Source organism: Pseudomonas sivasensis, assembly GCF_052938085.1.
Map to the genome: position 1 here is coordinate 4,154,007 of NZ_CP176442.1, position 24,019 is coordinate 4,178,025.

Annotated in this window: 16 protein-coding genes, 2 tRNA genes and 3 rRNA genes; 8 read left to right on the forward strand and 13 right to left on the reverse strand. The window is 57.6% G+C overall.

Translation table 11 applies throughout. The features are described from left to right. Positions 1-2 precede the first annotated feature (2 nt). Genes ACKZ62_RS18995 through ACKZ62_RS19005 form a run of 3 tightly spaced genes read left to right on the forward strand, consistent with a single transcriptional unit; the run spans position 3 to position 3,902 of the window. Positions 3-1,430 (forward strand): O-antigen ligase family protein, encoded by a 1,428-nt coding sequence (locus ACKZ62_RS18995; protein WP_442116734.1) that lies wholly within the window; start codon positions 3-5, stop codon positions 1,428-1,430. Further along, positions 1,430-2,839 (forward strand): murein biosynthesis integral membrane protein MurJ, encoded by a 1,410-nt coding sequence (gene murJ / locus ACKZ62_RS19000; protein ID WP_032888208.1) that lies wholly within the window; start codon positions 1,430-1,432, stop codon positions 2,837-2,839. The genes ACKZ62_RS18995 and murJ overlap by 1 nt, the downstream gene beginning before the upstream one ends. Before the next feature lie 22 nt (positions 2,840-2,861). Then, positions 2,862-3,902 (forward strand): acyltransferase family protein, encoded by a 1,041-nt coding sequence (locus ACKZ62_RS19005; protein WP_032888206.1) that lies wholly within the window; start codon positions 2,862-2,864, stop codon positions 3,900-3,902. A gap of 26 nt (positions 3,903-3,928) precedes the next feature. Here ACKZ62_RS19005 and ACKZ62_RS19010 read toward each other — a convergent pair whose 3' ends face one another. From ACKZ62_RS19010 to ACKZ62_RS19025, 4 genes are all read right to left on the reverse strand, one after another. Next, positions 3,929-4,504, reverse strand: a complete 576-nt coding sequence (locus tag ACKZ62_RS19010; RefSeq protein ID WP_181644460.1) for a DUF4174 domain-containing protein — start codon at positions 4,502-4,504, stop codon at positions 3,929-3,931. Between the two features lie 164 nt (positions 4,505-4,668). Beyond that, positions 4,669-5,301 (reverse strand): glutathione S-transferase family protein, encoded by a 633-nt coding sequence (locus ACKZ62_RS19015; RefSeq protein ID WP_447095665.1) that lies wholly within the window; start codon positions 5,299-5,301, stop codon positions 4,669-4,671. Positions 5,302-5,360: 59 nt separating this feature from the next. Next, the gene (locus tag ACKZ62_RS19020) at positions 5,361-7,718 is read right to left on the reverse strand and encodes a DNA polymerase II (protein WP_447095666.1); all 2,358 of its coding nucleotides are present in this window, start codon (positions 7,716-7,718) and stop codon (positions 5,361-5,363) included. 209 nt (positions 7,719-7,927) lie between these two features. Beyond that, positions 7,928-8,395, reverse strand: a complete 468-nt coding sequence (locus ACKZ62_RS19025) for an SRPBCC family protein (protein ID WP_447095667.1) — start codon at positions 8,393-8,395, stop codon at positions 7,928-7,930. Positions 8,396-8,494: 99 nt separating this feature from the next. Here ACKZ62_RS19025 and ACKZ62_RS19030 point away from each other — a divergent pair, with 99 nt between their 5' ends. Then, positions 8,495-8,896 carry a GFA family protein gene (locus ACKZ62_RS19030; protein ID WP_032888194.1) on the forward strand — a complete coding sequence of 134 codons (402 nt, stop codon included), beginning with the start codon at positions 8,495-8,497 and terminating at the stop codon, positions 8,894-8,896. Between the two features lies 1 nt (position 8,897). Here ACKZ62_RS19030 and mrdA read toward each other — a convergent pair whose 3' ends face one another. From mrdA to ACKZ62_RS19060, 6 genes are all read right to left on the reverse strand, one after another. Beyond that, positions 8,898-10,790 (reverse strand): penicillin-binding protein 2, encoded by a 1,893-nt coding sequence (gene mrdA, locus ACKZ62_RS19035; RefSeq protein ID WP_032888193.1) that lies wholly within the window; start codon positions 10,788-10,790, stop codon positions 8,898-8,900. Positions 10,791-11,062: 272 nt separating this feature from the next. Continuing rightward, positions 11,063-11,178: ribosomal RNA gene (gene rrf, locus ACKZ62_RS19040) — 5S ribosomal RNA — on the reverse strand. Positions 11,179-11,347: 169 nt separating this feature from the next. After that, positions 11,348-14,239 (reverse strand): 23S ribosomal RNA (locus ACKZ62_RS19045). 247 nt (positions 14,240-14,486) lie between these two features. After that, positions 14,487-14,562, reverse strand: a tRNA-Ala gene (locus ACKZ62_RS19050). 30 nt (positions 14,563-14,592) lie between these two features. After that, positions 14,593-14,669 (reverse strand) — tRNA-Ile (locus ACKZ62_RS19055). Positions 14,670-14,752: 83 nt separating this feature from the next. Further along, positions 14,753-16,289: ribosomal RNA gene (locus tag ACKZ62_RS19060) — 16S ribosomal RNA — on the reverse strand. Together the 16S, 23S and 5S rRNA genes with 2 tRNA genes alongside form the textbook arrangement of a ribosomal RNA operon. A gap of 642 nt (positions 16,290-16,931) precedes the next feature. Here ACKZ62_RS19060 and rhtA point away from each other — a divergent pair. Beyond that, entirely contained in the window at positions 16,932-17,819 is an 888-nt protein-coding gene (gene rhtA / locus ACKZ62_RS19065) for a threonine/homoserine exporter RhtA (RefSeq protein ID WP_032886027.1), read from the forward strand. Between the two features lie 164 nt (positions 17,820-17,983). Further along, positions 17,984-18,265: a hypothetical protein gene (locus ACKZ62_RS19070; protein ID WP_032886026.1), complete on the forward strand. Its 282-nt coding sequence runs from the start codon at positions 17,984-17,986 to the stop codon at positions 18,263-18,265. A 110-nt stretch (positions 18,266-18,375) separates the two neighbouring features. On the opposite strand, the gene ACKZ62_RS19075 is transcribed toward ACKZ62_RS19070, so the two are convergent. From ACKZ62_RS19075 to ACKZ62_RS19085, 3 genes are all read right to left on the reverse strand, one after another. Beyond that, positions 18,376-20,184 carry an aminopeptidase P family protein gene (locus tag ACKZ62_RS19075; protein ID WP_099603145.1) on the reverse strand — a complete coding sequence of 603 codons (1,809 nt, stop codon included), beginning with the start codon at positions 20,182-20,184 and terminating at the stop codon, positions 18,376-18,378. A gap of 39 nt (positions 20,185-20,223) precedes the next feature. Continuing rightward, positions 20,224-21,384: a cysteine desulfurase family protein gene (locus ACKZ62_RS19080; RefSeq protein WP_447095668.1), complete on the reverse strand. Its 1,161-nt coding sequence runs from the start codon at positions 21,382-21,384 to the stop codon at positions 20,224-20,226. A 232-nt stretch (positions 21,385-21,616) separates the two neighbouring features. Then, on the reverse strand, positions 21,617-21,886 hold the full coding sequence (locus ACKZ62_RS19085; protein ID WP_447095669.1) for a hypothetical protein: 270 nt from the start codon (positions 21,884-21,886) through the stop codon (positions 21,617-21,619). A gap of 399 nt (positions 21,887-22,285) precedes the next feature. On the opposite strand from ACKZ62_RS19085, the gene msuE reads away from it, so the two are divergent. Together msuE and ssuD are read left to right on the forward strand one after the other, a co-directional pair. Next, positions 22,286-22,849 carry an FMN reductase gene (gene msuE / locus ACKZ62_RS19090; protein ID WP_447095670.1) on the forward strand — a complete coding sequence of 188 codons (564 nt, stop codon included), beginning with the start codon at positions 22,286-22,288 and terminating at the stop codon, positions 22,847-22,849. Positions 22,850-22,858: 9 nt separating this feature from the next. Next, a complete protein-coding gene (gene ssuD, locus ACKZ62_RS19095; RefSeq protein WP_032886023.1) occupies positions 22,859-23,998 on the forward strand; it encodes an FMNH2-dependent alkanesulfonate monooxygenase in 1,140 nt (379 codons plus the stop codon). The last annotated feature ends 21 nt before the right edge of the window (positions 23,999-24,019 follow it).

Sequence of the window (24,019 nt, forward strand, 5' to 3'; positions counted from 1 at the left end):
GAGTGAATCTGGCAAGCCTCGTCGCGATACTCTTCGGCCTGCTGTTTGGCGCCCTGGCTTTGCTGCTGTCGCCGGCCAAGGCGTTTCTGGCTGTGGTCGGTCTGGCGGCTGCGGTGACCATCCTGCGCTTTCCGTTCTGGGGCCTGTTGCTGTTTGCGGCCGTGGCGACGTTCATGCCGTATTCCACGGTTAACCTGGGCATTCGCACCACGGTGAGCGAGGCGATTCTGGCCCTCACCTGGGGCGCGATCCTGTGGCACAGCTTCCTGTCGCGCCTGCCGCAAGCGCCCAGCCTGACACGACGGCCCACCGACCAAATGCTGTTGTGGCTGATGCTGTTCAGTGCGTTCCCCTTCATGGTCGGTCAGGTTATCACCCACGCCGACAGCAGCGGCTTGGCCAACTGGCTGCGCTGGTTGCTGAACCTGTCGGGGGTGTTCCTCGCGGCCAAATTGCTGGTGGATCAAAAGCACCGCGAATCCCTGGTGATCGCACTGTTGCTCGGCACCCTGGCGATGCTGGTGTTGTCCATTGGGGTGTTTGTGCGCACACGCTCAGGGGCCGGGATCGCGCCGATTCTTGGCCTGTTCAACTACGCCAATTTCGACATGCTCAAATTTGGTCTGGAGGCCATGTCTTCGCGCATGGGCTCGCCGTGGACGCACCCGAATGCCATCGGTGGGATCATGGCGTTGCTGCTGCCTTTAGCCTTCTGCTTCGGCATGACCGAACAAGGCTGGAAACGCGCACTCGGTTTGGGCGTGGCCTGTTTGGGAGCGGCGGCATTGCTGCTGGCCAGCAGCCGTGGCGCGATGGTCAGCCTGGCGCTGGTGCTGATATGGATGGCCTCACGGCGCGTGCCGTACACCGGTCGCCTATTGATGATCGGTGCGGCGCTGACGATAGCGCTGGTGATGGCTTATCCACCGTTGCAGGATCGCCTGGCGACGATTTTTTCTTCGAACAACGCCAGTACCGAAGTGCGTTTCGATGAGTACCGCATGTTCCCGCAGGCCGTGGCGGCCTATCCGCTGGGCATCGGCTTCAAGGTCGACCCGCCAGTGCCGGGCACTGGTCTGCTGGGCATCTCCAACCTGTGGCTGAACTACATCTACAAGATCGGCCTCGTTGGCATGCTGCTGTTTGTGGCGGTAACCGTCCGCTGGTGGCGTGAAGCCCGTCCAGAGAAAGGTCCGATCCGCCTGACCAAGGACAACGCCCTGTGGCTGGGTACCACGGCGGGGATTCTGTCCGCGCTGGTCAGTGGCTTGTTTGACCACTACTTCAGTTTTGCGGTGGTGATGGTGGCGCTGTTCTGGCTGATGGTGGGCATCAATGTGCTGGAGGCGCGGCGCTTGTTTCCGGCGCGCCTGCCGCAGGTCAAGACAGTGACCTACCGTAAACCGCTGTTCAGCGGCGCACGGCCCTGATGCTGGGCTCCGCCGCATGGCTGACCCTGGCGACCTTGCTGGGCCTGTGCCTGGGGTTCGCCCGTGAGTGGTTGCTGGTCGCGGCGTGGGGCGCGGGGGAGCGCAGTGATGCGTTCCTGATTGCGCTGTTCTTGCCCGAGGCGCTGCGCATGTCTTTGGCCGGCGGTGTGCTCAGTGCGGCGGCGTTGCCGTTGTACCTGGCGCGCAAGGATGGCGAGCGGCTGGACTGGCTGGCGGTATTGTTTCCGGCCTTGATGCTGATCGCCTTGGTGACCAGTCTGCTGCTGACGCTGTTGGCGCCGTGGCTGGTGCAAGTGCTCGGCCCAGGGTTGGCCGACACGGCGACGGCGTTGGCCAGCAGCAACCTGCAGGTCGTCGCCTGGTGCGTACCGGGGCTGATGCTGCATGCGCTGTTCAGCATTCCATTGCAGGCCAGCGAGCGTTTTGTGCTGGCCGGCTTGGGCTCGCTGCTGTTCAACCTGCCACCAGTGACGTACCTCGCCCTCGCCGGCACCGCGACTCAACCCCACTCACTGGCCCTGGCATGCCTCGCCGGCAGCTTGCTGATGCCATTGGCGCTGCTGCCGTCGATGTGGCGCCAAGGCTGGCGGCCGTGGCGCTGGCAGCTGAGCTTCGCGCCGTTACGCGAGCTGGGCCAACGCATCGGCCCCTTATTGATAAGCAACGGAGCCAGCCAGGGCCTGGCGCTGATCGAAAGACTCGTAGCATCGCTGCTTGGCGAAGGCGCAGTCACCTGGGTCAACCTGGCCCGCAAGCTGATGAACCTGCCGCTGATTGCGCTGATGAGCCTCAATCAGGTGCTGCTGGGCATGATGAGCCGACGTCAGGGCGATGCGCGCCTGGCCCTGCTCAAGCGCGGCCTGGAAACCGCCAGCGTGCTGACGCTGCCCGCCGGCGTCGGGCTGGTAGCCGCCGCACCAAGCCTGGTGGCGCTGCTGTTGCCCCAGCAATCGTCTGACTCACCATTGCCGCTGCTGCTGGCGTGGTTTGCCGTGCCGTTGGTGTTCGGCGCCTGGAACGCCTTGCTCGCGCGTTACGCCTACGCAGCCGGCGATACGCGCCAGCCGCTGCGCTGCGAATTGCTCGGCAGCCTGGTCAACGTGTTGCTGCTCTGCGTCTTGCCATTTGTGTTCGGCCTGGCAGGAATTCCACTGGCCGCGCTGGCGGGAGTGATCTGCACCGCGCTGCTGCTGATGCAACGCCAAACACTGCTCGGCGCCCTGCCCTGGGCCCGGCACTGGCTACTCAGTGCGCTGGTGCTGGGCGTGGCGGCGCTGGTGTTGTTTCGTCTTGAAGGCGTATGGCTGCAACTGGGGCTGAGCACCCTGGCCGGTGCCTTGGTATTGCTCGGGATGGGGCTGTGGCTGAAACCATGGCGCAAGGCATGAAGGGTTGACTGGGGAGACGCAGATGAAACATCGCTGGATCCAAATGGACATCGCCAAAGGCATCGGCATCCTGGTGATCGTGTATGCCCACAGTTGGTTTGTCGCCACGTCACCGGACCTTATGTACCTGATCCTGGCGTCGTTCGTGCTGCCTTTGTTCTTCTTTCTGTCGGGGGTCCTTTTCAAGCCTGAACAGCCCTTTCTCGAGATGGCGGTGCGTAAGGCGGATGCTCTGCTCAAGCCGTTTTTCTTCACCATGCTGGTGTACGTGATCGTGCGAGATCTGCTGCGCGGCCAGCCGCTGCTGCCGGATATCGGCGGCGTGTTGTATGCCTCGGTGGACACCATCCCATGGCAGGCTCTTTGGTTTTTGCCGCACTTTTGGGTGGCGATTCTGTTTGGTTGGGTGCTGCTACGGTTGATCCAGCGTCTTTCGCTGGCCGTGAGTTGTGTACTGATGCTGGTGCCGCTGCTGATCGGCATCTGGATGCTGCCCTGGTTCTGGCAATTGCCGGTGACGGTCGGCGGGCAAACCTGGGTACTGCCCGGCTTGCCGTTCAGCCTGGACATCACGCTGATCAGCAGCGCGTGTTTCGTCTACGGCTATCTGCTGCGGGACTGGCTGCGTACCCATGCGGGGTCAGTGCTGACCCTGTTGCTTTCGGTGGCGCTGTTCGCGGTTGTGTTCATCTACAGCCACGACACCATGGACCTGGCGCAACGGCGCTACGACCACTGGCTGTGGACCAGCCTGCTTGCGGTGATTGGTGTTTACGTGTGCTGGGCGCTGGCACGGGTGCTGATGGTGTCGGCACTGATTACCCGGGCGATGACCTATATTGGCCAATCGACGCTGATTTTGTTGATCTTCCATGGCGAGATCCAGCACAAGACGTTTGACCTGATGGAGCGGCTGGGGCTGCATGCGTTTGTCGCGGCGTGTATCGGTTTTGTCGTGGCTGTGGTGGTGCCGTTGTTGATCGGGGAAGTGATCAAGCGGGTGGCGTTTTTGCGGTTTTTCTACTTTCCGTTTCCGGTGCGTAAGCCACAAAAAACCCTGTAGGCGGCGGGGCCTACAGGGTTTCGGGTTCAGTCATCCAGTTGTTGAGGGGCTGGCTTGCTGCCCGGCTTTGCGGGCTTGGCGCCCTTGGCTGGCGCTGGTGGGGCGGGTTCAGGTTCTGCGGCGGCAGCGGCTTCTTTCTCCGCCATGGGCATCTGGTCGATGGTGCTGAAGAATTCCTTCAAGTCGAGGGTATCCGGTGGCACGGTCTTCTCAAGTTTCTTATCGCCATCCTTGCCGATCAGGATCACCTTAGTGCCGCTGCCAGCGCCAAGTTTGAGTGCGCGGATCAGTGCATTGGTTTCGGGCGGCGTTAGCTTTTTATTGTCCTTTGGGTCCTTGGCGAACTTCTCGCCTTCGGCGCCAATGCTGCCGAACTTCACGGTGTAGAACACCATGGCGCGCTCTTCAAAGGACTGCTTGATGGCGGGCTCGTCCAGTTGTTTCTTAAGGGTCACCAGCGTGGAGTTGCCTGAATCAAGCTCAACCACCACCAACGGCCGGGCCTTGCCCAGATCCTGCTTGAGCGGGTTGATATCATCAGCAGCCAACAGCGGCCCCGTAAAAGCCATCAAGGTAGCCAGGGTCAGCGACCGGATGAGCATGCGCACCTCCTTTGAATTCCATGCAGGGTTCTTGAGTTTCATGTCTGCGACAGTCAAATTCAAGGATGATTCCTACAGCGCTTTAAGAAAGCGTAGGTCAGGACGCCCGCTACGCAAGGGTTTGGCGCGGACATCCGTGATTGTTTCCGTTGATTGCGGAAACATTACGAGACCTTCCACTCCGGCCAATGCCGCGCAAAAACCGGGGCCACGACAGGATCGGCATCCACCTGCGCCAACGTCTGGGCAAAGCCGGGTGCCAAGCCGCCCAACGCCTCACGGGCGTCATCCCAGCGCGACACTGCTGCCGCCATAATGCCCAGTGCATTCGGCTCACCGTTCGGCGCAAACAGCTGCTGTTCGAACTGATCGGCGAACACTACCCAGGCCTGATGCAGATAGCGGCGAGTGCCGGTCGCCAGTTGCACTTGGGCCGCTTCATTGGCGTTGCCCAACCAACGTTGCGGGTAGTCAATGATGCCGATCGCCGAATAACAGTTGGCGGCGATATACACCAGGCCTCTGATGATCTGCGCCCGGTCGCCGTTCAGCAGGTGCGAGTCAGGAAATTCGAGCCCCAGGTGAATGAGGATCGCGGCTCTTTCCGTCAGCACCTGCCCGCCGGGAGTGACCAGCGTGGGGATTTGCTTGAGCGGGTTGATGCGTGCCAAGGCTTCGCTGCCCTCGCTCTCCTGCCAGGAGCTGGCGTCCACTCGGTGCCACGGCACCGCACAGCGCTGCAGGGCGATTTCGATCATGCAAGAGCCGGATTCGTCGGTGCCGTAGAGCGTGTACATGAGCGTTTTCTCCTATCGATGGAGGCGTAACCTCCCACACTTTTAAGGGGTGTTGATCGTTAGAACAGCCCCATTTGCCCACCGACCAAGGTGCCGAAATCGTCATTCACAAAGGGCAGAATCGCATCGGCCACCGGCTGCAATTGCCGGGTAACGTAGTGATCGTAGTCGATGGGCGCTTGGCGCACTTCCAACGGTTCAGGGCCGTTGACGCTGATCACGTAGCTGATCCAACCGCCGCGCTGGTACTGGCGCGGCCGCCCCAGGCGGTCATTGTAGTCATCGGCCAGGCGCGCGGCGCGCACGTGGGGCGGTACGTTGCGTTCGTAGTCATCCAACCGGCGGCGCAGGCGCTTGCGGTAAATCAGCAGTTCGTCGAATTCGCCGCTCAGGGTTCGGCGAACGTAGTCGCGAATGTAGTCCTGATGGGGCTGGCGGTGAAAGATACGCTGGTAGAGTTCCTGCTGGAATTGCCGAGCCAGGGGCGACCAGTCGCTGCGCACGGTTTCCAGGCCTTTGTAGACCATGTCTTCGCTGCCATCAGCACGCGTGACCAAGCCGGCGTAGCGTTTTTTGCTGCCCTCCTCTGCACCGCGAATGGTGGGCATGAGAAAGCGCGTGAAGTGGGTTTCGTATTGCAACTCCAAAGCGCTTTGCAGGCCAAATGCGCTGTGCAGATGCTCGCGCCACCACGCATTGACGTGCTGCACCAGCGCCTGTCCGATACGGCTGGCAGCTTCCTGGGAATGGGCCTTGCCGAGCCAGACGAAGGTTGAATCGGTGTCGCCGTAGATCACCTCATAGCCCTGAGCTTCGACCAGCTCGCGGGTCTGACGCATGATCTGGTGGCCGCGCATCGTGATCGAGGACGCCAGTCGTGTGTCAAAGAAGCGGCATCCGCTGGAACCGAGCACGCCATAAAACGCATTCATGATGATTTTCAGAGCTTGGGACAGCGGCGCGTTGTGTTCGCGCTTGGCCACTTCACGGCCCTCGGAGACGCGGGCGACGATAGACGGCAGGCAATGACGCGTACGGGAAAAACGCGCACCGCGAAAACCTTCCACTGATTCGCTGTCGTCCGGGTGCTTGAGGCCTTCGATCAAGCCCACGGGGTCGATCAAAAAGCTGCGGATGATCGACGGGTAGAGGCTTTTGTAATCGAGTACCAGCACGGATTCGTAGAGACCGGGACGTGAGTCCATGACAAATCCGCCGGGGCTGGCCTGGGGCGGTTTGTCGCCCACGTTGGGCGCGACAAAACCCTGGCGGTGCATCAGCGGCATGTACAGGTGGGTGAATGCTGCGACCGATCCGCCATTGCGGTCGGCTGGCAACCCGGTGACGCTGGCTCGTTCGAGCAGGAACTTGAGCAGTTCGGTCTTCTCGAAAATCCGCGTGACCAGCTCGCAGTCCTTGAGGTTGTAGCGCGCCAGTGCGGGCTTGTCCTCGGCGAACATGCGGTTGATTTCGTCCATGCGCTGGTAGGGCGTGGAGATATCCTTGCCCTCGCCCAGCAAGGTCTGCGCAACGTTTTCCAGACTGAAGGATTCAAAGCTCCAGGTGGCCGACCGCAGGGCTTCGATACCGTCGATGATCAGGCGCCCCGCCGCTGAGGCGAAGTAATGGTTGCGACTGCCATGTTCGCGCCAGGCCATGGGTTCGTCGCCACGGCCAAGCATGAGCGGCACCTTGAGGCGTTGGGCGTGTTCGTGGAGCACGCGCAGGTCGAACTGCACGACATTCCAGCCGATGATGGCGTCGGGATCAAAGGTGGCGAGCCATTGGTTGAGGCGCTCCAGCAGTTGGGCGCGGGTGTCGCAGTAGTCGAGCTTGAAGTCCACTGCGTCGGTTTTGTTCGGTGGCCCGAGCATGTAGACCTGGCGCTCACCGCAGCCTTCAAGGGCGATGGAGTACAGGTCGCCCTGAGCGGTGGTCTCTATGTCCAGGGACACCAGTTTGAGCGGTGGGCGGTAGTCGGCGGAAGGTTTCATCTGCGCGTCGCACAGAGCGCCAGAGACGTCGGGTGTGCCACCGAACCAGACCGGGGCGGTGATAAAGCGCTCCATCATGTAGCGCTCAGGTGGACGTACATCGGCTTCGTAGACGTCGACGCCGGCAGCGCGCAGGCGTTTTTCTACATCCATCAATTGGCGGTGCTGGCGGGTGTACAGGCCCAGGACCGGGCGGTGATGAAAATCGCACAACTGCAAGGGGCGCAATTCAATATCACGCTCGCCCTTGAGCAACCAATCCAGCGGCTTGCGATGGGCCTCTGGGATGAACATCACCGAGGTCTGCATGGGTAGGCGGATGAACTGTGGGCCCTGGTCCGTGGCCAGCCAGAAACTGACCTCCGTACCCGCCGGGGTATCGCGCCAATGCCGGGTCAGGACAAAACCCTGCTGTAAATCCACCTTGCCGCACCTCAGGAATCGCTTTCAGGCGTTGATTCTACGCGGCATCTGGGCCAGCGCGGCAGGTAAACGCGTACGCAGGCTGCAATCTCACACATTTATTGCATTAGCCGACTCAGGGCTCTTGGCACATGGAAGTTCTGGAAGTCACTACAGCCATGGGAGCTGAAAGCTGTAAGCACGGGCATCAGCAATGATGCCCGTTTGGGTCATGCCCGACGGGCAGTGTTCAGATAGTTTTCGATATTACCCATCTGCTCGTCCCAGCCACGAGAGTTCATCTTGAAGGCCTTCTGGCGACGAGCCTGGGGCACTGCGTCGAAGCCGGACTCCACAACCCGAAGCAGAATGCCCGGGGCACGATCTTCAATCGTGAACTCAACCAAGGTGGGTGTCTCCTGGTCATAATCGACGCCCTTCTCAACCGCAAAGGGATGCCACCAGAAAGAGAACAATGTCTGTGGCAGGATGCGTTCGATTTTGGCTTTCCAGACCACATGCTCGTAACCTGGATAGGTAATCGGCGCCTCGATGGTTTCTCCCGCCCCGAAAACTTTGCCCTTAAGGGCGACGCCAAACCAATCGCCGAATTGCTCAGCGTTGGTCAGTGCCTCCCAGACCTGTTTGCGTGAAGCGTTGAGCAGGACTTTTCGCTCGATGCGATCTAATACGTGCATAAGTCACCTCCTCCATTGACAGTAGGCGACATCAAACAATGCGCAACCTGAGGTTGTAAGCAATGATGATGACCCCATCCTTGAACCCGGCAATACGTTATGACTGAACCATTGAATGGAAGTTGCTTTTGCAAAGGTGTGCGCTATCAGGTGGACATCTTGGATATGCCCATCAGCCACTGCCATTGCAGGAGCTGCCGCAAGATACACGCGGCGGCGTTTGTCGCCACGGCAGGGGTAATGCGCGAACATTTTCGCTGGACGTTAGGGGAGGAATTGCGCGCGGCCTTCGAGTCTTCACCGGGAAAATTCAGACATTTTTGCAAACGCTGCGGCTCACACCTGATGGCGGAGCGTAGCCAGCAGCCCCATGTAATTGTGCGAGTGGCAACGCTGGATGATGATCCGGGCGTCAGTCCCACCTCGCACATATGGGCGAGCCACGATGTACCCTGGCTCGCCTATGAGGATATGGAACGCTGGGACGAGTGGAAGCCATGACCTAGACGCGCGGCTCACCCGGTGCCTTGGCTGGCGCTGCATATTGCGGCTTCAGGTGACCGTCCTGGTCCAGCAGCCAAGCATCCATGATCTGCCGCACGACCGGTCCTGCAACGCGACCACCGGCCTCACCGTTTTCGATCATCACCGAGATCACGATTTTCGGGTGTTCGGCGGGAGCAAAGCCGACGAACAAGGCGTTGTCGCGGTGGCGTTCCAATGTCTTCTCACGGTTATAGCGCTCGCCCTGCTTGATCGCGACCACTTGGGCCGTACCACTCTTGCCGGCGATGCGATATTGCGCACCTTGCGCAGCGGCCCGGGCGATACCGCGCGGATCGTGCATTACCAGTTGCATGCCGTGGTTGACCTGCTCCCAGTCGCGAGGGTCTTTGAGTACAACGTTCGGCATGGGGTTTTCGTCAACGGGCGGCACGCCATTGATCGTTTTGGCCAGGTGCGGTCGGTTCCATACACCTTTGTTGGCGATCAGCGCGGTGGCCTGAGCCAGTTGCAGCGGCGTGACCTGCATGTAGCCTTGGCCGATGCCGAGAATCACGGTTTCGCCTGGAAACCAGGGCTGGCGGCGGGTCGCGCGCTTCCAGGCCTGAGACGGCATCAGGCCGGCTGACTCTTCAAACATGTCTAGGGATACTTTCTGACCCAGGCCGAATTCCGCGAGATAGTCGTGTAGGCGGTCGATACCCAGCTTGTGGGCCAGGTCGTAAAAGTATGTGTCGTTGGAGCGCATGATGGCTGCGTCCATATCCACCCAACCGTCGCCGCTATGGTTCCAGTTGCGGTATTTGTGGTCGAAGTCGGGTAGTTGGTAGTAACCCGGGTCGAACACACGGGTTTGGGCGGTGACGACACCGCTGTCTAGGCCTGCGATGGCCACTTCTGGCTTGATGGTCGATCCCGGTGCGTACAGGCCTCTAAGGACACGGTTGAACAGCGGTCGGTCGATGGAGTCATGCAGCGCGGCATATTCCTTGAAGCTGATACCGGTTACGAACAGGTTCGGATCGAAGCTGGGCTTGCTGACCATGGCCAGTACTTCACCGGTTTGCGGGTCAAGTGCCACTACTGAGCCGCGACGATCACCCAGGGCCTCCTCAGCCGCTTCCTGGAGCTTGACGTCGAGGCTCAGGACGATGTTCTTGCCGGGGATCGGGTCAGTATGCTTGAGCACGCGCAGCACGCGACCCTGGGCGTTGGTCTCAACCTCTTCATAACCGACATGACCGTGTAGCTCGGATTCGTAAAACCGCTCAATACCGGTCTTGCCGATAGACTGCGTGCCACGGTACTCCACCGAGTCGAGGGTCTTAGATTCTTTCTCGTTAATACGGCCCACATAGCCAATGGAGTGGGCGAAGTGAGCGGCGAGCGGATAGTGACGGACGAACTGTGGTTCTACATCGACCCCCGGCAGGCGGAACTCATTCACTGCCAGCAACGCAATTTGCTCTTCGGTCAACTCGTAAAACAACGTCACTGGAACGAAGGGATGGCGCGCTTGCTTCAAGGCCTTGTCGAATAATCCACGGTCCTCAGGCGGCAAGTGCAGAAGATTGACGATGGCATCCAACTCCCCCTTGAGGTCGGTGGTGCGTTCGCGGGTGATGGTCAGGTTGTAGCTGGGGCGATTGTCGGCCAATACCACACCGTTGCGGTCATAGATAAGGCCACGCGTCGGTGTAATGGGTAATACGTGGACGCGGTTGTTCTCAGAAATTGTGGAGTGGTAGTCGAACTGTACGACCTGCAGGAAATACATACGCCCCACCAGAGCGCATGTGATGCCAATGACCAGTAGCGCGCAAGCGAGCAGGCGTTTATTGACAAGACGGTTTTCTTTTTCGTGATCTTTGATCGGTATCGGTTCTGGCATTTCTACAGCATCTCGTTGAAGAGGGTCGACGCCGCATCCTGCGATGAAAGATCAATCCTTGGGAAAATGTGCTGCACCATACCAAAAATGCAGAAACACTTTGCATTGAATTCCTCAACGGTACTTTGACGGATGTTTGCACATCAATGACAAAGGTGGCAGGCCCGCCGCCCCTGAGGATATTCGAGAGCACGCCCTGACCCGCCCTCGCACTTTCCGCCCGCCCAAAACAAAACCCCATCTGCTTTCGCAAATGGGGTTTCGGAATTTAATCTTGACGATGACCTACTCTCACATGGGGAAACCCCACACTACCATCGGCGATGCATCGTTTCACTACTGAGTTCGGGATGGGATCAGGTGGTTCCAATGCTCTATGGTCGTCAAGAAATTCGGGTACTGAGTCGTGACCAGCTGGCCTCGCTTCAGCAAATTGGGTATGTGATAGCTTTCGGTGTTTGCAAGAGTCGAACTTTCGGTTCATTTCGTCTTCACACACCGCAATCTGGTGCTCTTTCGCTTTTCAGCTCGAAGCAAGCAAATTGCTTGGGTGTTATATGGTCAAGCCTCACGGGCAATTAGTATTGGTTAGCTCAACGCCTCACAGCGCTTACACACCCAACCTATCAACGTCGTAGTCTTCGACGGCCCTTTAGGGAACTCAAGGTTCCAGTGAGATCTCATCTTGAGGCTAGTTTCCCGCTTAGATGCTTTCAGCGGTTATCTATTCCGAACATAGCTACCCGGCAATGCCACTGGCGTGACAACCGGAACACCAGAGGTTCGTCCACTCCGGTCCTCTCGTACTAGGAGCAGCCCCTCTCAAATCTCAAACGTCCACGGCAGATAGGGACCGAACTGTCTCACGACGTTCTAAACCCAGCTCGCGTACCACTTTAAATGGCGAACAGCCATACCCTTGGGACCGGCTTCAGCCCCAGGATGTGATGAGCCGACATCGAGGTGCCAAACACCGCCGTCGATATGAACTCTTGGGCGGTATCAGCCTGTTATCCCCGGAGTACCTTTTATCCGTTGAGCGATGGCCCTTCCATACAGAACCACCGGATCACTAAGACCTACTTTCGTACCTGCTCGACGTGTCTGTCTCGCAGTCAAGCGCGCTTTTGCCTTTATACTCTACGACCGATTTCCGACCGGTCTGAGCGCACCTTCGTACTCCTCCGTTACTCTTTAGGAGGAGACCGCCCCAGTCAAACTACCCACCATACACTGTCCTCGATCCGGATAACGGACCTGAGTTAGAACCTCAAAGTTGCCAGGGTGGTATTTCAAGGTTGGCTCCACGCAGACTGGCGTCCACGCTTCAAAGCCTCCCACCTATCCTACACAAGCAAATTCAAAGTCCAGTGCAAAGCTATAGTAAAGGTTCACGGGGTCTTTCCGTCTAGCCGCGGATACACTGCATCTTCACAGCGATTTCAATTTCACTGAGTCTCGGGTGGAGACAGCGCCGCCATCGTTACGCCATTCGTGCAGGTCGGAACTTACCCGACAAGGAATTTCGCTACCTTAGGACCGTTATAGTTACGGCCGCCGTTTACCGGGGCTTCGATCAAGAGCTTCGCGTTAGCTAACCCCATCAATTAACCTTCCGGCACCGGGCAGGCGTCACACCCTATACGTCCACTTTCGTGTTTGCAGAGTGCTGTGTTTTTAATAAACAGTCGCAGCGGCCTGGTATCTTCGACCGGCATGAGCTTACGGAGCAAGTCCTTCACCCTCACCGGCGCACCTTCTCCCGAAGTTACGGTGCCATTTTGCCTAGTTCCTTCACCCGAGTTCTCTCAAGCGCCTTGGTATTCTCTACCCAACCACCTGTGTCGGTTTGGGGTACGGTTCCTGGTTACCTGAAGCTTAGAAGCTTTTCTTGGAAGCATGGCATCAACCACTTCGTTAACTAAAAGTTAACTCGTCATCAGCTCTCGGCCTTAAGATCCCGGATTTACCTAAGATCTCAGCCTACCACCTTAAACTTGGACAACCAACGCCAAGCTGGCCTAGCCTTCTCCGTCCCTCCATCGCAATAACCAGAAGTACAGGAATATTAACCTGTTTTCCATCGACTACGCTTTTCAGCCTCGCCTTAGGGACCGACTAACCCTGCGTCGATTAACGTTGCGCAGGAAACCTTGGTCTTTCGGCGTGGGTGTTTTTCACACCCATTGTCGTTACTCATGTCAGCATTCGCACTTCTGATACCTCCAGCAAGCTTCTCAACTCACCTTCACAGGCTTACAGAACGCTCCTCTACCGCATCACTTACGTGATACCCGTAGCTTCGGTGTATGGTTTGAGCCCCGTTACATCTTCCGCGCAGGCCGACTCGACTAGTGAGCTATTACGCTTTCTTTAAAGGGTGGCTGCTTCTAAGCCAACCTCCTAGCTGTCTAAGCCTTCCCACATCGTTTCCCACTTAACCATAACTTTGGGACCTTAGCTGACGGTCTGGGTTGTTTCCCTTTTCACGACGGACGTTAGCACCCGCCGTGTGTCTCCCATGCTCGGCACTTGTAGGTATTCGGAGTTTGCATCGGTTTGGTAAGTCGGGATGACCCCCTAGCCGAAACAGTGCTCTACCCCCTACAGTGATACATGAGGCGCTACCTAAATAGCTTTCGAGGAGAACCAGCTATCTCCGAGCTTGATTAGCCTTTCACTCCGATCCACAGGTCATCCGCTAACTTTTCAACGGTAGTCGGTTCGGTCCTCCAGTTAGTGTTACCCAACCTTCAACCTGCCCATGGATAGATCGCCCGGTTTCGGGTCTATTCCCAGCGACTAGACGCCCTATTAAGACTCGCTTTCGCTACGCCTCCCCTATTCGGTTAAGCTCGCCACTGAAAATAAGTCGCTGACCCATTATACAAAAGGTACGCAGTCACCCAACAAAGTGGGCTCCCACTGCTTGTACGCATACGGTTTCAGGATCTATTTCACTCCCCTCTCCGGGGTTCTTTTCGCCTTTCCCTCACGGTACTAGTTCACTATCGGTCAGTCAGTAGTATTTAGCCTTGGAGGATGGTCCCCCCATATTCAGACAAAGTTTCTCGTGCTCCGTCCTACTCGATTTCATGACTAAGAGATTTTCGCGTACAGGGCTATCACCCACTATGGCCGCACTTTCCAGAGCGTTCCGCTAATCTCAAAGCCACTTAAGGGCTAGTCCCCGTTCGCTCGCCACTACTAAGGGAATCTCGGTTGATTTCTTTTCCTCAGGGTACTTAGATGTTTCAGTTCCCCTGGTTCGCCTCTTACGCCTATGTATTCAGCGTAAGATAACCATCTTATGATGGCTGGGTTCCCCCATTCAGACATCTCCGGATCAAAGTCTGTTTGCCGACTCCCCGAAGCTTTTCGCAGGCTACCACGTCTTTCATCGCCTCTGACTGCCAAGGCATCCACCGTATGCGCTTCTTCACTTGACCATATAACCCCAAGCAATCTGGTTATACTGTGAAGACAACATTCGCCGAAAATTCGATTTGGCTCTTTCGAGCCACTCACAAATTTTACCTTAGCCTGATCCGTTACCAGTGAAAGTAACGTTCAGTCTATCTTTCTATCACATACCCAAATTTTTAAAGAACGATCTAATCAAAGACTAGAAATCAACATTCACCATCATAACAATGGAATGCTCATTTCTAAGCTTTCAACAAACAGAAGCAGTAGTGGTGGAGCCAAACGGGATCGAACCGTTGACCTCCTGCGTGCAAGGCAGGCGCTCTCCCAGCTGAGCTATGGCCCCGTATTTCTACAGGCGTTTCCCACACAAAATTGGTGGGTCTGGGCAGATTCGAACTGCCGACCTCACCCTTATCAGGGGTGCGCTCTAACCAACTGAGCTACAGACCCAATTTCGGGCTGCTTCTTTATCGTCTTCTTCAATGAATCAAGCAATTCGTGTGGGAACTTATGGAGCAGCTGATGTCGTCGATTAAGGAGGTGATCCAGCCGCAGGTTCCCCTACGGCTACCTTGTTACGACTTCACCCCAGTCATGAATCACACCGTGGTAACCGTCCTCCCGAAGGTTAGACTAGCTACTTCTGGTGCAACCCACTCCCATGGTGTGACGGGCGGTGTGTACAAGGCCCGGGAACGTATTCACCGCGACATTCTGATTCGCGATTACTAGCGATTCCGACTTCACGCAGTCGAGTTGCAGACTGCGATCCGGACTACGATCGGTTTTATGGGATTAGCTCCACCTCGCGGCTTGGCAACCCTCTGTACCGACCATTGTAGCACGTGTGTAGCCCAGGCCGTAAGGGCCATGATGACTTGACGTCATCCCCACCTTCCTCCGGTTTGTCACCGGCAGTCTCCTTAGAGTGCCCACCACTACGTGCTGGTAACTAAGGACAAGGGTTGCGCTCGTTACGGGACTTAACCCAACATCTCACGACACGAGCTGACGACAGCCATGCAGCACCTGTCTCAATGTTCCCGAAGGCACCAATCTATCTCTAGAAAGTTCATTGGATGTCAAGGCCTGGTAAGGTTCTTCGCGTTGCTTCGAATTAAACCACATGCTCCACCGCTTGTGCGGGCCCCCGTCAATTCATTTGAGTTTTAACCTTGCGGCCGTACTCCCCAGGCGGTCAACTTAATGCGTTAGCTGCGCCACTAAGAGCTCAAGGCTCCCAACGGCTAGTTGACATCGTTTACGGCGTGGACTACCAGGGTATCTAATCCTGTTTGCTCCCCACGCTTTCGCACCTCAGTGTCAGTATCAGTCCAGGTGGTCGCCTTCGCCACTGGTGTTCCTTCCTATATCTACGCATTTCACCGCTACACAGGAAATTCCACCACCCTCTACCATACTCTAGTCAGTCAGTTTTGAATGCAGTTCCCAGGTTGAGCCCGGGGATTTCACATCCAACTTAACAAACCACCTACGCGCGCTTTACGCCCAGTAATTCCGATTAACGCTTGCACCCTCTGTATTACCGCGGCTGCTGGCACAGAGTTAGCCGGTGCTTATTCTGTCGGTAACGTCAAAACAATCACGTATTAGGTAACTGCCCTTCCTCCCAACTTAAAGTGCTTTACAATCCGAAGACCTTCTTCACACACGCGGCATGGCTGGATCAGGCTTTCGCCCATTGTCCAATATTCCCCACTGCTGCCTCCCGTAGGAGTCTGGACCGTGTCTCAGTTCCAGTGTGACTGATCATCCTCTCAGACCAGTTACGGATCGTCGCCTTGGTGAGCCATTACCTCACCAACTAGCTAATCCGACCTAGGCTCATCTGATAGCGCAAGGCCCGAAGGTCCCCTGCTTTCTCCCGTAGGACGTATGCGGTATTAGCGTCCGTTTCCGAACGTTATCCCCCACTACCAGGCAGATTCCTAGGCATTACTCACCCGTCCGCCGCTCTCAAGAGAAGCAAGCTTCTCTCTACCGCTCGACTTGCATGTGTTAGGCCTGCCGCCAGCGTTCAATCTGAGCCATGATCAAACTCTTCAGTTCAAACATCTTTGGGTTTTTAAGAAACCCTAAACTTGGCTCAGCAATCGTTGGTTACATCTTTGATTTCTCGCGGAGTAACTTGTGATGCTGATAATCTTGTTGACTATCAGTCTGACTCCACAAGCACCCACACGAATTGCTTGATTCAGTTGTTAAAGAGCGATTGGTTAAGATCTTTCGTCTCAACCGAGGCGCGCATTCTACAGCAGCCTCATTTGCTGTCAAGTGATTATTTTCAGAAGCTTTCGAAGATTTCTTCAACAACTTCAACCACTTGCGCTTCTGATCTCTCATCAGCGGGAGGCGAATTCTACAGCGTTACACGCTGCTGTCAACACCTCTTTTTCAACTTCCTTTTGGCTTCGATGAACTGAAGCAACTTACTGCCGAAAACTGCGTAACTCGTTGTTTACCAAGGAGTTTTCCGTTTCGACTGCGCCGGAAGTGGGGAGAATTATAGGCTCCCAGAATTTTACGTCAACCTTTAATTTGGTTTTTCTATCAAGTCGCCCACCAACCTTCATGTCCTTCTATATATAGACAGCCACCCGCATAACACTGAGCAATATATTGCTCAATTCCAAGTAGTTAAGCATCATAGCAGCCTCTGCTACTCAAATATGACATCGGACGTACATCCCAATGACCACCTCTCCCCGCAGCCTGGCTTCGGCATTATTTCCTGTCGGCCTGCTGCTGATCGCCATGGCTTCCATCCAGTCAGGAGCCTCGTTGGCCAAGAGCATGTTCCCGATTGTAGGCGCACAAGGCACTACAACCCTGCGCCTAATTTTCGCCAGTGTGATTATGCTGCTCATATTGCGACCATGGCGCGCCAAGCTGACCGCCAAGTCCCTGCGCACCGTGGTCATCTACGGAATGGCCCTGGGCGGCATGAATTTCCTCTTCTATATGTCACTGCGCAGCGTGCCCCTGGGCATCGCCGTAGCCCTAGAATTCACGGGACCTCTTGCAGTGGCCATCTACGCGTCGCGCCGGGCGGTGGACTTCCTGTGGATTGCCCTCGCAATCGTCGGCCTGCTTCTATTGATCCCCATGGGAGAAGCGAGCAATGGTATCGACTTAGTTGGCGCAGCCTATGCATTAGGAGCGGGAGTCTGCTGGGCACTCTACATTCTGTTCGGACAGAAAGCAGGTAACGACAACGGCGTCCAGACCGCCGCTCTTGGGGTGATGATCGCAGCACTGTTTGTCGCGCCCATTGGCATCGTCCACGCTGGCAGTGCCTTGTTGACGCCTGCGCTGATTCCAATAGCCATCGGCGTCGCCATTCTGTCCACTGCCCTACCCTACACCCTGGAGATGGTAGCGCTGACGCGCCTCCCTGCACGAACCTTTGGCACCCTCATGAGCATCGAACCCGTATTCGGCGCGCTCTCAGGCCTGCTCTTCCTGCAAGAGTACTTATCACTGGCACAATGGCTGGCCATTACCTGCATTATCCTGGCCTCGGTAGGCGCGACGCTGACGATGCGCAATGACTCGAAACCACTGGTTCCAGCGGATTGAATCATCTTTGAATGTACCTCTGGCATTTGCCGCTCATTTAGGCCATGTTTAAGCGCTAAACGAATGTCATTCATGGAGTTTTTCGACAAGGACAGCGCGAACACTACACTCGAGAGCGAGTAGAGCCGGCTTCAAGTATTGGGAAGTGGCTATTAAGGATGGGAATGAAGCGAATTTTGATAGTGTTAATGGTCGTAGCCATTGCTGGCTGTGCCGCGACTACCAAGACAGAAGTAAAACGGGGAAAAAGAGGACTGCATATCAACTGTTCCGGCCTGTCCTCCTCTTGGGACCAGTGCTACACCAGTGCAACCAACTCTTGCGGTACCAAGGGATATCGGGTCATCGCCAAGTCCGGTGACAATTCCGAGGAACCCGGGGACTATCCCTTTGGCATCAATCCTGCCGGGTACACCAGCCGCAGCATGATCGTTATCTGTAAGTAATCGCCCCCGAGCAGTCATCCTCGACTGCTCATCGTGCCCAATCAGCTCTCGATTAACACTCATCCTTGAACGCCGCTTGCAAGCAGATCGCAGGCGGCGTTTGCTTCAGATCAGATAGCTGCCGTACGCAGTTGCAACCACTCTAGCCCCGCGCCGCTCAGCAACGAGCTCAAGCGCTCACGCACCTGCGCGTGATACGCGTTGAGCCACGCGCGCTCATCCGTGGTGAGCAGCGACGGCTCAAGACAACGCGTGTCGATCGGGCAAAGCGTCAGGGTTTCAAACGACAGAAACTCACCAAACTCGGTCTTGCCCGCTTCGCGGTTCAGCACCAGGTTCTCGATACGCACACCCCAACGCCCCGGCCGGTACGTACCCGGTTCAATGGAAGTGATCATCCCCGGCTGCATCGCCGTTTGCGGAGCGGCGGCGGCCTGATAAGCAATCACTTGTGGACCTTCATGCACATTGAGGAAATAACCTACGCCGTGCCCAGTACCGTGGCCGTAGTCCACACCTTCAGCCCATATCGGCGCACGGGCAATGGAATCCAGCAACGGCGATAGAATCCCCCTCGGGAAATGCGCACGGGACAGCGCAATAACGCCCTTCAGCACCCGGGTGCAGTCTCGTTTCTGCTCCTCACTCGGCGTACCGATAGGCACCATGCGTGTGATATCCGTTGTGCCGCCCAAGTACTGGCCACCCGAGTCGATCAGCAGCAAGCCATCACCTTCGATCACCGCATGCTCTTCCTCGGTGGCGTGGTAATGGGGCATTGCGCCATTGGCGTTAAAGGCGGCAATAGTGTTGAAACTCAGCGACACATAGTCGGGGCGACGGGTACGTGCTGCGGTCAGGTGTTCATCAATGGTCAACTCCGTGATGCGCTCACGGCCCAGCGCACTGTCCAGCCAGGCGAAGAATTCGCACAGAGCGGCGCCATCCTGCTCCATGGCCCGGCGGATGTGCTCGGCGTCTGCCAGACTCTTGCGTGATTTGGCCAATGTGGTCGGATTCAGTCCTTCGATCAACTTGACGCCAGCATCCAGGTTTTCCAGCAAGCCGGCGGTTACGCGGGCAGGGTCGACGTGCAAACCTGCACCCGACGGCACTGCACGCAAGGCATCCGCGACCTCGCTGTAATCGCGCAACGCCACGCCATCCTGTTCAAGCACAGCACGCAGATCCGCGTCGACTTTACTCAGCGCCACGAACAACGTGGCCTGCTGTTGACTGATCAGCGCAAACGATACAAACACCGGGTTAAATGAAACGTCGCCGCCACGCAGGTTGAACAACCAGGCGATGTCGTCCAGGGTCGCGATAAAGTGCCAGTCGGCGCCCTTCTCTTTCAAACTGGCGCGCAGTGCAGCGAGCTTCTCGCCACGACTAACGGTCGCTTGCGGTGGCAGATGCGCATAAATCGGCTGGTTCGGCAGGCTTGGACGGTCTGTCCAAACCGTATCGAGCACGTCGATATCGGTACGCAAGCGCGCGCCACGTTCTGCCAGCTTGGCGCTCAAGGTGCGCGCCGAAGCGACCGCCATCACTGCACCGTCCACCGCCACCACACCGCCTTCCGGAGTTTGCTCGGCCAGCCACTCCAGCGGTCCAGGTTGGCCCGGCTGCAGTTTTACTAGCTCGATGCCGCTGCCCTTAAGCTCCTTGGTCGCTTGTTCCCAGTAACGGCTGTCGGCCCACACGCCAGCGAAATCTGCGGTGACAATCAGCGTCCCCACCGAGCCATGGAAACCCGATAACCATTGGCGGCCCTGCCAGTAACCCGGCAAGTATTCGGACAAATGCGGGTCAGCCGACGGCACCAGCAGGGCGTGGATGCCCTCGCGGCTCATCAGTTCGCGGGTGCGCGCCAGGCGCTGGGGAACCGTTCCATGGGTCAAAGGCTGCGTGCTCATTGTGTCTCCTGCTAACCACTAATAATTGTTATGTGAAAATCAGACGGCCCAGAAGGCCGGCGCGCTGGCCAGTGCGGCCTTAATCAATAGCACCGCTTGGTCAATGTCATGCTCGGTGGTGAACCTACCCAGACTCAAGCGAATGGTGCGGCCGGCCGAGCGGGCGTCATGGCCAAGGGCAAGCAACACGTGGGACGGTGCATTGCTCGCAGAATTGCAGGCCGACGTCGCGGAAAAAGCGATACCGGCGCTCAATGCCGCGGCATTGAATTCACCTTCGCCGAACGTAAGGCTCAGGGTGTGGGGAATACGTTGCGTGGCACTGCCATTGAGGCGTACACCGGCGATCGAAGCCAACTGATCCAGCAGGCGTTGCCGCAACGCGACGATCACCGCTTTCTCTTCGGTGAACGACTGCGCTGCCAGCGCAAATGCCGTGCCCATCCCTGCAATCTGGTGGGTCGCCAACGTGCCGGAGCGCAAGCCGCCCTCGTGTCCGCCGCCATGAATCTGGGCCAACACCTTCTGTTGCGCCCGAGGCCCGACGTACAGCGCGCCGATACCCTTGGGGCCGTACAACTTGTGCGCAGAAAACGACATCAAATCCACCGGCCATTGCGCCAGATCGATCGCCACCTTGCCTGCTCCCTGAGCCGCGTCCACATGCAGCAGCGCGCCGTGTTCACGCACCCGCGCGCCGATGCCGGGGATGTCATTCAGGGTGCCAAGTTCGTTATTCACCAGCATCAGCGAAACCAGGAAGGTGTCTTCGCACAACGCCTCACTGACCGCGTCGACGCTGATCAAACCGTCGGCGTCGGGTACCAGATAGGTCACGGCTACGCCGGCTTCCTGCAACTGTCGCGCGGTGTCCAGCGTGGCCTTGTGCTCGATCTGGCTGGTGATGATATGCCCACCGGCCACACCCCGCGCCTGGAACACGCCTTTGATGGCGAGGTTGTTGGATTCAGTGGCGCCGGAGGTCCAGACGATCTGCTCAGGCTGTGCGCCCACCAACTCGGCCACCTGGCGACGCGCCTGTTCAACCGTTTGCCGGGCCGCCTGGCCGTAAGCGTGGGAACTGGACGCGGGGTTACCGAAATTGGCGTTGAAGCCCAGGCACTCGACCATCACCTGGATGACCCGCTCGTCCACCGGGGTGGTGGCGGCGTAGTCGAAATACAAAGGACGTTTATTCATGACAGTTAAGACTCGCAAAGCAGGTTCCCGAGAGCGGCGTCTCAGGAGCATCGGCCGGAACAGAGGTCGTCATGTCTACCGGATCGAATGCCATTAAAGAAGGACAACTTTAAGTAAATGTGCGTAGGAACGCTCCTGAAATTCAGCTTAACAGGCTGAAGTCGCGCCATGGAAAACAAAAAGCCCGAGGTCCTTAAAGGGCGCCTCGGGCTTTTTGCTGCGCAGAACGCGATCAACTAGGACGACCATGAAGTACGACGTCGCGCTCGGCATTCATTTCACCTTGGCGATCAAAGCCGAAGGACTTCTGTGGCTGACCGGTCAGTGCCGCACGCTGCTGTTGATATTCATCGAACGACAAGCCTCGACGACTCAGCGCTTCAAGAGCCAATTGCTTGGTCTCTTCGGCCGAGTAGGGACGTAATTCTGGCGATGGATGGCTCGCACAGCCGGCGAGTACGGCGCTGACAATCAATAAGCAAACGGAGAGGAATAGGTTCATGGCGGCGGCTCTGCAAAGGAGGTTTCGAGTCAATGAACACAGGCTACTCCCGACGTCATTCGGTGAAAAATCACCGTCCGTGATAGTCGCTATCAACCGCCGAAGCCCCCTCCGATGGCCCCCTCATATATTTCTTTATGATCTATAAATATGGAAATACGTTCATTTACGGAATAACAGTAACCCTCTATAACTAGCTCCAATTCTGCCAGGCACTGTTCGCCAAGCAACTGTTGCCCAGGCAACAGCCATTCAACAAATCACCAGGCAGGCAACAGCAACATTTTTCAGCAGTGAGCCGCAGCCCAAGCCAATCAAGGCCTGCAGCCGTTGGTACAGCTCTTGCTCAACACCTTGCACCTCACTTGCTATGAACCACTGTTGAAAAAGGAACTGTTCATGACCCGTCCACTGAATGTCGTTGCCCTCTCCGGCGGAACCTGGCGCCCGTCGCGCACCCTGGTGTTGACCCAAGCCGTTCTGGCCGAATTGGCCACCCTCCTGCCAATCCAGACCACACTGATCGAACTGGGCGACATTGCCCGGCCACTGGGCGGTGCACTGTCGCGCGATGAATTGCCCGCCGAAGTCGAAGCCCAACTGTTGGCCATCGAACAGGCCGACCTGCTGATCGTCGCCGCGCCGGTCTATCGCGCTTCCTACCCTGGCCTGCTCAAGCACCTGTTCGATCTGGTCGGTCTCAACTCCCTGGTCAACACCCCGGTGCTGCTCGCCGCCACCGGTGGTAGCGAACGCCACGCGCTGGTCCTCGATCATCAACTGCGCCCGCTGTTCGCCTTCTTCCAGGCCCTGACCCTGCCGATCGGTGTGTACGCCACCGAAGCCGACTTCACCGACTACCAAATAACCAGTGAGCCCCTGAAGGGCCGGATACGCCTTGCGGCAGAACGTGCTGCACCCTTGTTTGCAGCGCACTCCCCTTCTCTGCTGAAAATCGCTTAAGGATTGGTCATGGATGTTTTCTGGTTTCTGCCGACACATGGCGACGGTCATTACCTGGGCACCACCCAAGGTGCCCGGCCCGTCACGCTCAATTATCTGAAGCAAGTCGCCCAGGCGGCTGACAACCTGGGTTACTACGGTGTGTTGATTCCTACCGGCCGCTCGTGTGAAGACTCCTGGGTCATCGCCTCGGCGCTGGTACCGCTGACAGAACGCCTGCGTTACCTGGTGGCCATTCGTCCCGGCATCATTTCGCCGACCGTCTCGGCACGCATGGCCGCCACCCTGGATCGCCTGTCCAACGGCCGCCTGCTGATCAACGTAGTGACCGGTGGCGACCCCGACGAAAACCGTGGCGACGGCAGCTTCCTCGACCACGCTGAACGTTACGAAGTCTCCGACGAATTCCTACGGATATGGCGCCGCGTATTGCAGGGTGAATCGGTGGATTTCGAAGGCAAACACCTGCGCGTGCAAAACGCCAAAGCGCTTTACCCACCGGTGCAGAAGCCTTACCCACCGCTGTACTTCGGTGGATCCTCCGACGCCGCCCACGACCTCGCCGCCGAACAGGTGGATGTGTACCTGACGTGGGGCGAGCCGCCCGCCGCCGTCGCGGAAAAACTCGCGGATGTGCGTGAGCGCGCCGCGCGCCACGGGCGTACGGTGAAGTTTGGCATTCGTCTGCATGTGATCGTGCGCGAAACCGAAGAAGACGCCTGGAAAGCCGCCGACAAACTGATCGAGCACATCAGCGACGACACCATCGCCGCCGCGCAAAAATCCTTCTCACGCTTTGACTCCGAAGGTCAGCGCCGCATGGCCGCCCTCCACGACGGGCGCCGCGACAACCTGGAAATCGCGCCCAACCTGTGGGCCGGTGTCGGCCTGGTGCGCGGCGGTGCCGGTACCGCATTGGTGGGCAACCCGCAACAAGTGGCCGAACGCATTAAGGAATACGCCGACCTGGGCATCGAGAGCTTCATCTTCTCCGGCTATCCGCATTTGGAAGAGGCCTATCGCTTCGCCGAACTGGTGTTCCCGCTGCTGCCGGAACCCTACGCCAGCCTCGCTGGACGCGGTATCACCAACCTCACCGGCCCGTTCGGCGAAATGATTGCCAACGATGTACTGCCGGCCAAGGCCTGATCGGCGCAGCGGCGGCACCGG